Raw genomic sequence first — 11638 nt, forward strand, 5'->3', positions numbered from 1 at the left:
CCCCACGCCCCCTCCCTGCTATCGGCCACGCGAATCTTCGCATTCGCACACCGGCGCGCTCGCGCGGCATTTGCCGCCTCCCCGTGACGCCCGGCGTCAACACGACAGGGAAAGGGACCCGCACATGACAGCCATCGGTCAGGACAGCCTCGGGACGCGCGACACGCTTACCGTGGGTGGCAAGAGCTACACCTATTTCAGCTTTGCCAAGGCGGCCGAGAAGCTGGGCGATGTCAGCCGTCTGCCGTTCAGCATGAAGGTGCTGCTGGAAAACATGCTCCGCTTCGAAGACGGCGTGACCGTCAGCACGGAGGATGCCCAGGCGATCGTCGACTGGCAGAACAACCCGAAGGCGCCTGAGCGCGAGATCCAGTATCGCCCCGCGCGCGTGCTGATGCAGGATTTCACCGGCGTTCCCTGCGTGGTCGATCTTGCCGCGATGCGCGACGCGATGAACGCGCTCGGCGCGGACGCGTCGAAGATCAATCCGCAGGTGCCGGTCCACCTCGTCATCGACCACTCGGTCATGGTCGACGAATTCGGCACGCCCCAGGCGTTCGAAGATAACGTCGAGCTGGAATATCAGCGCAACATGGAGCGCTACGACTTCCTCAAGTGGGGCAGCAAGAGCCTCGACAATTTCAAGGTCGTCCCCCCCGGCACCGGCATCTGCCACCAGGTGAACCTTGAAAATATCGCGCAGGCGGTGTGGTCGTCGACCACGCCGGACGGCGAACTGGTCGCCTATCCCGACACCTGCGTCGGCACCGACAGCCACACCACGATGATCAACGGCCTGGGCGTGCTCGGCTGGGGCGTCGGCGGGATCGAGGCTGAGGCCGCGATGCTCGGCCAGCCGGTGTCGATGCTGATCCCCGAAGTCGTCGGCTTCAAGTTCACCGGCGAACTGGCCGAGGGGATCACCGCGACCGACCTCGTGCTCACCTGCACCCAGATGCTGCGCGCGCGCGGCGTGGTCGGCCGCTTCGTCGAATATTTCGGCCCGGGCCTCGCCTCGCTGTCGCTGGCCGACCGCGCGACGCTCGCCAACATGGCGCCCGAGTACGGCGCGACCTGCGGCTTCTTCGGCATCGATGACAAGACGCTCGATTACATGCGCCTGACCGGCCGCAGCGAAGAGAATGTCGCGCTGGTCGAGGCCTATGCCAAGGCTCAGGGCTTCTGGCTCGACCCGAATGCGGAGCCGGTGTTCACCGACGTGCTCGAACTCGATCTGGGCAGCGTCCAGCCCTCGCTCGCCGGCCCCAAGCGCCCGCAGGACAAGGTGCTGCTCGGCAGCGTCGACGACGTGTTCAACGCCGACCTGACCTCGGTCTACAAGAAGGACGAGGCCGTCCGCGTGCCCGTCGCGGGCAAGGACCACGACATCGGCGACGGCGACGTCGTCATCGCCGCGATCACCAGCTGCACCAACACCTCGAACCCCAGCGTGCTGGTCGCCGCGGGCCTCGTCGCCAAGAAGGCGGTCGAAAAGGGCCTGAAGCCCAAGCCGTGGGTCAAGACCTCGCTCGCTCCCGGCTCGCAGGTCGTGACCGACTATCTGGAGAAGGCCGGTCTGCAGGATTATCTGAACCAGGTCGGCTTCAACCTGGTCGGCTATGGCTGCACCACCTGCATCGGCAACAGCGGCCCGCTGGCCGAGCCGATCAGCGCCGCGATCAACGGCAACGACATCGTCGCCGCGTCGGTCCTGTCGGGCAACCGCAACTTCGAAGGCCGCGTGTCGCCCGACGTGCGCGCCAACTTCCTCGCCTCGCCCCCGCTGGTCGTCGCCTATGCGCTCAAGGGCACGGTGGTTCAGGACTTCATTTCCACGCCCATAGGCGAGGGGACGGACGGTCCCGTCTACTTGAAGGACATCTGGCCCACGAATGACGAAATCCGCGCGGTGATGGATGGCGCACTAACCCGCGACATGTTCGTTTCGAGATATTCGACCGTTTTTTCCGGCGATGCGCGCTGGCAGGCGATCGACGTCACCGGATCCGACACCTACAGCTGGCGCGCCGGGTCGACCTACGTCGCAAATCCCCCGTATTTCGAGGGGCTTACGATGGACCCGAAGCCGGTGACCGACATCATCGAAGCCAAGCCGCTGGCGATCTTCGGCGATTCGATCACCACCGACCACATCTCGCCTGCCGGCTCGATCAAGGCGGACAGCCCGGCCGGAAAGTGGCTGCAAGAACATCAGGTTAGCAAGGCCGACTTCAACAGCTACGGCGCGCGTCGTGGCCATCACGAAGTCATGATGCGCGGCACCTTCGCCAATATCCGCATTAAAAATCAGATGCTTGACGGCATCGAAGGCGGCATGACCCACTATCACGGCGAAGTCATGCCGATCTACGACGCCGCCATGCGCCACAAGGCCGACGGCACCCCGCTCGTCGTCATCGGCGGCAAGGAATATGGCACCGGATCGTCGCGCGACTGGGCGGCGAAGGGCACAAATCTCCTTGGAGTCCGGGCGGTTATCGTCGAGAGCTTCGAGCGTATCCACCGCTCGAATCTGGTCGGCATGGGCGTCCTTCCGCTCCAGTTCGCCGAGGGCGTGACCCGCGAAACGCTGGGCCTCAAGGGCGACGAGACCTTCACCATCACCGGCGTGTCGGCCCTGCGCCCGCGTCAGGATGTCGAGGTCAAGCTGACCCGCGCCGATGGCAGCACCGAAACCTTCCTGACCCGTTGCCGCATCGATACCGTCAACGAGCTGGAATACTTCCTCAACGGCGGCATCCTGCAGTACGTGCTGCGCAAGCTCGCCGCATGATCTGCATGGCGCTCCCGCTGCTCACGGCCGGGCTTTGCCTCGACCGTGAGCCGGGGGCGCCATGGATCCGCTTGCAGGCGAAGGGCCAGGGGCCGGTGTACGTCGATCCGACCAGCGTGAGGGACGCGGGCCAGGAGAAGATCATCCGCCTGCTCGATACCGCCGAGAGCCCAGCGACGCGCGATATCTATATCGACCTGTCGATCTCCTGCGCCAAGCGGGAGGCCGTAATCATCCGCTTCACCGACGCCCGATCGGGCCAGGCGCAGGACATTGCCCCCGCCGACCGCAAGCCCGCCGATCCGGGGCACCCATCGATGCATCAGCTGATCGCGTTCGTGTGCGAAGGAAAGCCGCTGCGATGACCACGACGCGCCGCACACTGCTTGGGGTCGCGGGTGCCGCGCTGGCGTTTCCGGCGCGGGCCAGCGCCGCGCCACTGTTCGGCGTGCTGGGCAAGATGAAGGCGCAGCCCGGTCAGCGCGCGGAACTCGTCGCCATCCTGCTTGAAGGCACCAACGCGATGCCGGGCTGCAAAAGCTATATTGTCGCCGAGGATCGCGAAGATCCCGACGCGATCTGGATCACCGAAGTATGGGACAATGAGGCAAGCCACGCCGCCTCGCTCCAATTGCCACAAGTGCGCACTGCGATCGCCAGGGCACGCCCGCTGATCGCCGGATTTGACACCATGGTGAAGACACGCGTGATCGGGGGGATGGGCCTGTGAGACTGGCGTTGCTTGCTGTCTGTGTCGCGCTGGCAGCGCTACCCGCCACCGCGCAGAACTGGAAGCCGGTGCCGGGGGCGGCGAACGTGGCCTTCGCGATCGACACCGCGAGCATCAAGCGCGAGGGCAAGTGGCGGGTGTTCCGCACGCGCACCACGTCGCTTGGCGTGGAGGGAACGATCATCGGCACGGCCGCGATGGACTGCGCCGCCGGGATCACCGAACTGCGCGGCCAACGCCTGCTGGCACGCGGCCGGGTCGTGCGTGAGCGTGTGTTTCCGGTCGGCAAGCGCCCGCGTCAAAAGATCGCCAATCCGGCCAAGGACCCGGCGTTCCGGATCGTCTGCCGGGGCTGACCCCTAACGCCGCGCGATCACCGCGATACGAGCGGCGAGGTCGTTGTTGCGCACCGTCACCGCGTCGCGCGACCAGTTGCCGACAAAGGTCGTCGACTCCGTAAAGCGCGGCGACAGCCACACCTTGTTGCCCTCGATCACCAGGCCTGCGGAGCTGTGCTTCGCCCCTTCCGGCGCGACGGCGATGATCGTGCCGTAATTGTCCTTGGCCGGCCCCTGTTCGAACGCATTGCCCGCGATCCGGCCCGATGCGCCATTGGACAGGTCGATCGCGTAATTGGTGTTGCGGCCAAGGCTGTCGTCGAAACTGGAGTTGAGGATTTCGACGCGCGGCGCGCGGACCTTCACATAATGGCCGCCGGTGCCGCGTTCGAAGCGGGATTCGAACACGCGCAGGCTGCCGTAATTGCCGACATAGATGGCGTGCGCGCCATTGCCGGTCGGATCCTTCCCGAGGCCGGCGAAGGTCGAGCGTTCGATGGTGATCGATCCGCGCGGATCGCTGGCGGTGAGGATGCCGCACTGGCCGTCGATGAACATGGCGTTGGTGACGAAGAGATTGCCGGTTTCGAGCCGGATGCCGGCACCGTTGCCGTCTTCGACCAGCGTGCGCATGAACACGATGCCATCGACCTTGGCGGTCCGCCCGCGCAGGACCAGGGTCGCCTTGCCCTCACAGATTGCTCGGTCGAACACCGCCTTGCCGGGCACTTGTGCGACATAGGTGATATCGCCCGCTTCCTGCACCGCGCATTCGCCATAGCGGCCGGGCGCGATGCGGATCGTGCCGCGGCGCTCGCCGATTGCAGTGACCGCTTCCTGCAGGCTGGCGAAGGATTGGCCGGTCTCTTCGATGGTGAAGGGTGCGTCCTGCCCCTGTGGCAGCGCGGGGGCGGTGGTGGCGAGCAGGGCGGCGGCGAGCGTGAACAGGCGCATGGGGATGGCTCCGGCGGTTTGCCGGAGGGTATGCGCGCGGAATGTTAAAAAGCCCCTCCCACGTGCGGAAGGGGCTTGGATGGGTCAGGCGTCCGCCGTCTCTTTCGTCAACGCGGTCTTGATCGCGTCGATGAAGGCGGGGATGTCGTCGGGGTTGCGGCTGGTGATCAGGTTTTCATCGACCACGACCTCTTCGTCCACCACGGTCGCGCCGGCATTCTCGAGATCGGTGCGCAGGCTGGGCCAGCTGGTCGCGCGCTTGCCGTCGACGATGTCCGCCTCGATCAGCAGCCACGGGGCGTGGCAGATCGCGGCGACGGTCTTGCCGTCGTCGAAAAACTCCTGGATCAGCCCGATGGTGGTGTCGTCCATGCGCAGCGTGTCGGGGTTGTGGACGCCGCCGGGCAGGACGAGCGCGTCGAAATCCTCGCTGTCGACATCGCTGACCAGCGTGTCGGGGGTGATGCTCTCACCCTTCTCACCACCGCTTTCGCCGGTAATCGGGTCCATCTTCAGCGACGCCAGCGTCACCTGAACGCCCGCGTCGAGCAGCGCCTGACGCGGCTTCATCAGTTCGGACGTTTCGAACCCGTCGGTTGCGATCATCAGCACGCGTGCCTGGGAAAGCTCGGCCATCTTCATTCTCCTCATGGGGGTTGTCCCCTCAACAGGTCAGTTGCGCGCGGGTTCCGGAACGATGCGGCGGAATGCGCATTGAGCGGGCATGACGAGGGCAGGATGAGCGGCGCGCTGCGCTATTGCGACGATCGGCAACCCGGCATTACGCGAAAGGCGGTGCGCGGCGGCTGGGGCTATTGGGACGCGGACGGCAACCGCATCACCGATCGCGACGAGATCGACCGGCTGAACGCGATCGCCCTGCCCCCCTGCCTATATCGACGCCTGGTACTGCCCCCACGCCGACGGACATCTGCAGGCGACCGGGATCGATGCGCGCGGGCGCAAGCAATATCGCTATCACCCCGATTTCCGTGCGGCGCAGGAAGCGGCGAAATATGACCGCTGTGCCAGTTTCGGTAACCGCCTGCCCCGGCTGCGCGCAACGATCGAAAGCGACCTGCGCACGCGCGCGCTGAGCCGCGACCGCGCCGTCGCCGCGGTGGTGCGCCTGCTCGACCTTGGCCATGTCCGCGTCGGCAATGAGGGCTATGCCAAGGCGAACAAGAGTTTCGGCGCGACGACGCTGCGCCGCCGCCACGCCAAGCTCGAGGGCCGCAGCCTCAAGCTGCAATATCGCGCCAAGTCCGGGCGCATCCGCATACTGCGGATCACCGACGGCAGCCTGATCGGCTTCGTGAAGAAGTGCCAGGATCTGCCCGGCCAGCATCTGTTCGGCTGGCTCGACGATGCGGGCGAGGCGCATCCCGTGACCTCGAGCGACGTCAACGCCTATATCCGCGACGCGATGGGCGACGATTTCACCGCCAAGCATTTCCGCACCTGGGGCGCGAGCGTGATCGCGTTCGAGACGCTGGCGACCGCGCCCGGCCATGTCGGGCTGAAGACATTGCTGGAGCCGGTGACGGCGGCGCTGGGCAATACGCCGAGCATCGCGCGCAAATCCTATGTCCACCCCGACCTGATCGAACTCGCCAAGGATCGCGATGCGCAGGCCGCGTTTCGCGACGGCCTCGCGCTGCCGCGCACCACGCGCTACCTGTCGCGCGCCGAACGCGGTCTCATCGCCTTTCTCGAGCGCGGCGGGATCACAGCACAAGCTGCCTGAGGGATTTCAATGACCGTTGCCAATACCGCCGCCGCGGCCGAGCAGGCCGCATCCAACAGCAGCGACGCGCTGGAAGCGCAGACCCGCGCCTTCTTTACCGACGCCATCTGGTGGGTACAGACGCACTGGCTGCAGATCCTGGTCGCCGCTGCGATTGCGGCGGGCATTTTCTTCCTGCTCCATGGTCTTCGCCGTTGGGGGATGAAGCTGTGCGACCGGTCGACCGGACCGGCCGGCTGGGGCACGATCATCGGGCGCGCGGTGTCGCGCACCGGCAATTTCTTCATCATCATGACCTCCGCCAAGCTGGTGTCGGGCTATGCCATGCCGCCGGAGATGGTCGCGCGGACGATCAACTTCCTGTTCACCGTTGCAGCGGTGTTCCAGGCGGCGATTTGGGCGCGCGAGATCATTTTGGGCGCGATCGAGAAGAAAACCGAAGCCGAGAATTACCATGGCGAGGCGCTGCTGTCGGCACTGGGCCTGATCCGGCTGCTGGTGACGGTAGCGCTGTTCGCGATCGCCTTGGTGGTGGTCCTCGACAATCTGGGCGTCAACGTCACCGGTCTGGTCGCGGGTCTGGGCGTCGGCGGCATCGCCATCGGTTTGGCGGCGCAGGGCATCTTTGCCGACCTGTTCGCCGCGCTCGCGATCATCTTCGACAAGCCGTTCCGGCGCGGGGACAAGGTGACGTACGATCAGACCACCGGCGTGGTCGAGCAGATCGGGCTCAAATCGACCCGCGTGCGATCGTTCGACGGCGAGGTGCGGATCATCGCCAACAAGCAGCTGCTCGACAAGGAGATCCAGAACATCTCCAACCGAGACCATATCCGCATCAAACTGCCAGTCGGCGTCGCGTATGAGACCCCGCCCGAACAGCTCGAGGCGCTGCCCGACATGCTGACCGGCATCGTCGAAGCGGCAGGCGCGACGGTCGCGCGCGCGAGTTTCGAGACGCTGGGTGCGAGTTCGGTGGATTTTGCGCTGTGGTTCGACATCCCGGGCGACGACTGGCCGACCGCGCACAAGGTGCGCGACAAGGTGATCATCGGCATCCTTCAGCGTTTCGCCGCCGAGGGCATTTCGATCCCATATCCGACCCAGACGACCTACACCGCCGATCCGAGCGGCAAGCTGATCATGCCCTATCCCGACGTCCAGCCGGTCCGGCGCGTCGACAAGGACGCGGATGAACGCTGATTCGGCAACCCCTACACCGTTTTAGAAGATCGGGTTTGGCTCCATTGGCCCACCTTCCCTTACGGAAGTGCTTCGTTTCGCATTTCCAGTAGGCCCCACTTGCCCCACGCCGCGCTTGCCCCTAGATGCGGGAGCCAGCTTGGCGCAGGGATTTGTCATGGCCGATACCGACACGCAGGACAGCGTCACGATCCAGCAGCTTGCCGCGCAGGCTGGCGATGAGCGCGTGTCGGACTGGGTCACCGTGTCGCAGGAGATGATCGACAAGTTCGCGGACGCGACCGGCGATCACCAGTTCATCCATGTCGATCCGGCCAAGGCCGCGATGACCCCGTTCGGCGGCACGATCGCGCACGGCTTCCTGACCCTGTCGCTGATGCCGCTACTCAGCCAGAAGACGCCCCAGCCCCGGATCGAGGGGCTGAAAATGGGCGTCAACTATGGCGGCAACAAAGTCCGGTTCCTGACCCCAGTACGGTCGGGCAGCCGGGTGCGCGGGCGGTTCAAAACGCTCGAACTGGTCGAGAAGCGCCCCGGCCAGTGGCAGCAGACCGTTGAATTCTCCATCGAGATCGAGGGGCAGGACAAGCCCGCTTTGATCGCCGAATGGATCAGCCAGCTTTTTGTATAGCCAATAAACCGAAGGGATCGTCCGCATGCGTTCTGCCGTCATCGTTTCCACTGCCCGCACCCCGATCGGCCGCGCCTATCGCGGGGCGTTCAACGCGCTTCCGTCCCAGACGCTGGCGGCCAAGTCGATCGAGGCTGCGGTCGCGCGCGCCGGGATCGATGGTGCCGAGGTGCAGGACGTGATCTTGGGCGCCGCGCTGCAGCAGGGGCATCAGGCCGGTAACATCGCGCGTCAGGCGCTGCTGCGTGCGGGTCTGCCCACCAGCGTGTCGGGCATGTCGGTCGACCGCCAGTGCGCCAGCGGCCTGATGGCGATCGCCACCGCCGCCAAGCAGATCGTGGTCGACAACATGGACATCACCATCGGTGGCGGTGTCGAGAGCATCAGCCTGGTCCAGACGCCGCAGATGCGCGTCGCCCCGGACCCCGAGCTGCTGGCGATGCACAATGACGTGTACATGCCTATGCTGCAGACCGCCGAAGTGGTCGCCGCGCGCTACAATATCGGTCGCGACGCGCAGGATGCCTATGGCTTCCAGTCGCAGCAGCGCACCGCCGCTGCCCAGGCCGCCGGCAAGTTCGACGACGAGATCATCCCCGTCACCGCGACGATGAACATCGTCAACAAGGAAACGAAGGAAGTCACCCAGAAGGAAGTGACGCTGACCAAGGACGAGGGCAACCGCCCCGAGACCACGCTGGAGGGGCTGCAGTCGCTCCAGCCGGTCGTCCCGAATGGCACGGTCACCGCGGGTAACGCGTCGCAACTGTCGGACGGCTCCTCGGCCAGCGTGCTGATGGAGGAAAAGGTCGCCGAGAAGCGCGGCCTGACCCCGCTCGGCCGCTATGTCGGCATGGCGGTCGCGGGCACCAAGCCCGACGAAATGGGCATCGGCCCGGTCTATGCGATCCCCGCGCTGCTCGACCGCTTCAACCTCAAGATGGACGATATCGGCCTGTGGGAGCTGAATGAGGCGTTCGCGGTGCAGGTGCTGTACTGCCGCGACAAGCTCGGCATTCCGGACGAGCTGCTCAACGTCAACGGCGGCTCGATCTCGATCGGCCACCCCTATGGCATGACCGGCGCACGCTGCACCGGCCACGCGCTGATCGAAGGCAAGCGTCGCGGCGCGAAGTACGTCGTCGTAACGATGTGCGTCGGCGGCGGCATGGGCGCTGCGGGGCTGTTCGAGGTTCTCTGACGGCTTCCCAGACTGAAATCGAAAAGCCGGCGGAGCAATCCGCCGGCTTTTTTGCGTCTCGGTCGGGTGCTGCGCAAATATCCGCCGCGCTTGACGCCGCGCGGTCGCTGCCACATCGCAGACGCATGGCGAACCGACAGTCCTTTACGCACCGCATCCGGGTCGAGGCGCATGCCGTGTGGCTGGCCGTGCGCGATCCACGCACGCCGGTATTCGCCAAGCTGGTCGGGCTGCTGGTCGCCGCCTATGCGCTGTCGCCGATCGACCTGATCCCCGATTTCATCCCGGTGCTGGGGCTGGTTGACGATGCGATCCTGATCCCGGCGGGCGTGTGGCTGTTCGAGCGACTGGTTCCCGCCGGATTGATGGCCGAACACCGCGCGACCGCCGAAGCCGCGTCGCAGCGCCCGGTGAGCCGCTGGGGCGTTGCCATCGTGATCGCGCTATGGGCACTGATCGCCTTCGTCGTCTATGAGTTCCTGATGCTTGGGTACGACTAAGCCGGGTATTGCCCGCCTGTCCCGCGCTCCGTCCGTGCTGAACTTGTCGACGCGCCTTCCCTGCGCTCTGTGAAGGCAGTACTCGGCCTTCGACAGGCTCAGGCTAAACGGCTGTTGGAGAATGGCCGCTACCCACCCCGCTCAGCTGTGCGTCGCGATCCATTCTTCCAGCACCGGGGCGATGCGGTTGCGCCATTTGCTGCCGTTGAAGATGCCGTAATGGCCGACATCGGGGGCCATGTGATATTTCTTCATCTTGGCCGGCAGCTTGGTCGCGATGGTCAGCGCGGCCTTGGTCTGGCCGAGGCCTGAGATATCGTCCTTCTCACCCTCGATCGCCAGCAGCGCGGTGTCGGTGATCGCGGCGGGATCGACGCGCCGGCCGCGGTGCATCATCTCGCCCTTGGGCAACGCGTGCGACTGGAACACGACGTCGATGGTCTGCAGGTAGAATTCCGACGTCATGTCGCACACCGCGCGATATTCGTCGTAGAAGCGCATCGTCGCCTCGGCGCTCTCGTCGTCGCCCTTGACCAGATGCTTGAACATTTCCCAGTGGGAAATCATGTGATTGCCAAGGTTCATCGTCATGAACCCGGCGAGCTGGAGGAAGCCCGGATAGACGGTGCGCCCCGCGCCCGGATAGGTCGCCGGGACGGTCGCGATCACATTCTGCTTGAACCAGCTGTGCGGCCGTTCGGTCGCCAGCGTGTTGACCGCGGTCGGCGCCTCACGCGTGTCGATCGGGCCGCCCATCATGGTCAGCGTGCGCGGCGTGTTGGGATGCTTGTCGGCGTTCATCAGCGCGACGGCGGCATAGACCGGCACCGATGGCTGGCACACCGCAAGCACATGCGGGCGGGCGTCGCCCTCCGCGCCGATCGTGGCGAGGAATTCGATGACATAATCGACATAGTCGTCGAGATCGAAACGCCCGTCGCTCAGCGGCACCTGTCGCGCGTCGCGCCAGTCGGTGATGTAGACATCGGCGACCGGCAGCATCCGCTGGACCGTGCCGCGCAGCAGCGTGGCGAAATGGCCGCTCATCGGTGCGACGATCAGCAGCTTGGGTCCGCCCTCCACCCCTTCGCGCACGAAGCGCTTGAGCTGGCCGAACGGCTTGCGCAGCACGATCTCCTCATGGACCGAAACCTGCTTGCCGTCGATTTCGGTGAAATCCAGCCCGAATTCGGGCTTGCCGCGCGGCGCCGAGGCATGGGCAAACACTTCGAGCGCGGAGGCGAGAATCGGGCCGCCGCCGAAATAGGCGAAGGGATTGGCCGGGTTGTTGAGCAGGCCCGCGCTGAAATTCGCCAGCGCGCTCGCGCCGGCCAGCATCGAGCGCTGAAGTTCATAGGCGTTATACAGCATCGGCAATCAACATCCCCGCCCCGCGCGGGGCAATGACAACGGTCTCAATCGGTTTATAGCGGGCTCATGCTGCAGTGCAAACGCGGCGTACCCGATTTTCGATCCGCGAAGCCTGTTCCCTTGCCTCCCGCTTCACGCTAGGCGGCGGCTATGGCCGACAATCCGCAGC

At 65.4% G+C, this 11638-nt stretch carries 11 protein-coding genes and 1 pseudogene; 9 read left to right on the forward strand and 3 right to left on the reverse strand.

Translation table 11 applies throughout. From position 1 onward, the window contains the following. Nucleotides 1–124: 124 nt before the first annotated feature. The 4 genes from acnA to AX681_RS06535 are packed head-to-tail and all read left to right on the forward strand — an operon-like array spanning nucleotide 125 to nucleotide 3880. Nucleotides 125–2794: an aconitate hydratase AcnA gene (acnA, locus tag AX681_RS06520; RefSeq protein ID WP_066665385.1), complete on the forward strand. Its 2670-nt coding sequence runs from the start codon at nucleotides 125–127 to the stop codon at nucleotides 2792–2794. Further along, nucleotides 2791–3159, forward strand: coding sequence for a hypothetical protein (locus tag AX681_RS06525; RefSeq protein ID WP_066665384.1), 369 nt, complete (start codon nucleotides 2791–2793; stop codon nucleotides 3157–3159). Before acnA ends, AX681_RS06525 begins: the two co-directional genes overlap by 4 nt. Further along, entirely contained in the window at nucleotides 3156–3524 is a 369-nt protein-coding gene (locus AX681_RS06530) for a putative quinol monooxygenase (RefSeq protein WP_066665383.1), read from the forward strand. Before AX681_RS06525 ends, AX681_RS06530 begins: the two co-directional genes overlap by 4 nt. Next, entirely contained in the window at nucleotides 3521–3880 is a 360-nt protein-coding gene (locus AX681_RS06535; RefSeq protein ID WP_156442967.1) for a hypothetical protein, read from the forward strand. Before AX681_RS06530 ends, AX681_RS06535 begins: the two co-directional genes overlap by 4 nt. Nucleotides 3881–3883: 3 nt before the next feature. On the opposite strand, the gene AX681_RS06540 is transcribed toward AX681_RS06535, so the two are convergent. Both AX681_RS06540 and AX681_RS06545 read right to left on the reverse strand, forming a co-directional pair. Continuing rightward, nucleotides 3884–4816: a right-handed parallel beta-helix repeat-containing protein gene (locus tag AX681_RS06540; RefSeq protein WP_066665381.1), complete on the reverse strand. Its 933-nt coding sequence runs from the start codon at nucleotides 4814–4816 to the stop codon at nucleotides 3884–3886. 84 nt (nucleotides 4817–4900) lie between these two features. Further along, nucleotides 4901–5452 (reverse strand): type 1 glutamine amidotransferase domain-containing protein, encoded by a 552-nt coding sequence (locus tag AX681_RS06545; RefSeq protein WP_066665387.1) that lies wholly within the window; start codon nucleotides 5450–5452, stop codon nucleotides 4901–4903. 102 nt (nucleotides 5453–5554) lie between these two features. On the opposite strand from AX681_RS06545, the pseudogene AX681_RS06550 reads away from it, so the two are divergent. The 5 genes and pseudogenes from AX681_RS06550 to AX681_RS06570 all read left to right on the forward strand — a co-directional run bounded on the left by AX681_RS06550 (nucleotide 5555) and on the right by AX681_RS06570 (nucleotide 10098). Next, nucleotides 5555–6563 (forward strand): annotated as a pseudogene (locus AX681_RS06550) (DNA topoisomerase IB). A gap of 9 nt (nucleotides 6564–6572) precedes the next feature. After that, entirely contained in the window at nucleotides 6573–7766 is a 1194-nt protein-coding gene (locus AX681_RS06555) for a mechanosensitive ion channel family protein (protein WP_066665379.1), read from the forward strand. Nucleotides 7767–7923: 157 nt separating this feature from the next. Then, nucleotides 7924–8397: a MaoC family dehydratase gene (locus AX681_RS06560; protein WP_066665377.1), complete on the forward strand. Its 474-nt coding sequence runs from the start codon at nucleotides 7924–7926 to the stop codon at nucleotides 8395–8397. A 25-nt stretch (nucleotides 8398–8422) separates the two neighbouring features. Then, the gene (locus tag AX681_RS06565; protein ID WP_066665375.1) at nucleotides 8423–9598 is read left to right on the forward strand and encodes an acetyl-CoA C-acyltransferase; all 1176 of its coding nucleotides are present in this window, start codon (nucleotides 8423–8425) and stop codon (nucleotides 9596–9598) included. A gap of 125 nt (nucleotides 9599–9723) precedes the next feature. Then, a complete protein-coding gene (locus AX681_RS06570; RefSeq protein WP_066665373.1) occupies nucleotides 9724–10098 on the forward strand; it encodes a YkvA family protein in 375 nt (124 codons plus the stop codon). Between the two features lie 141 nt (nucleotides 10099–10239). Here the strand turns inward: AX681_RS06570 and AX681_RS06575 are convergent, their stop codons facing one another. After that, nucleotides 10240–11469, reverse strand: a complete 1230-nt coding sequence (locus AX681_RS06575) for a polyhydroxyalkanoate depolymerase (RefSeq protein ID WP_066665372.1) — start codon at nucleotides 11467–11469, stop codon at nucleotides 10240–10242. Nucleotides 11470–11638: the final 169 nt, after the last annotated feature.

The sequence above is a fragment of the Sphingomonas sp. CCH9-E2 genome, assembly GCF_001557215.1.
In the GTDB taxonomy this organism is placed as follows: domain Bacteria; phylum Pseudomonadota; class Alphaproteobacteria; order Sphingomonadales; family Sphingomonadaceae; genus Sphingomonas.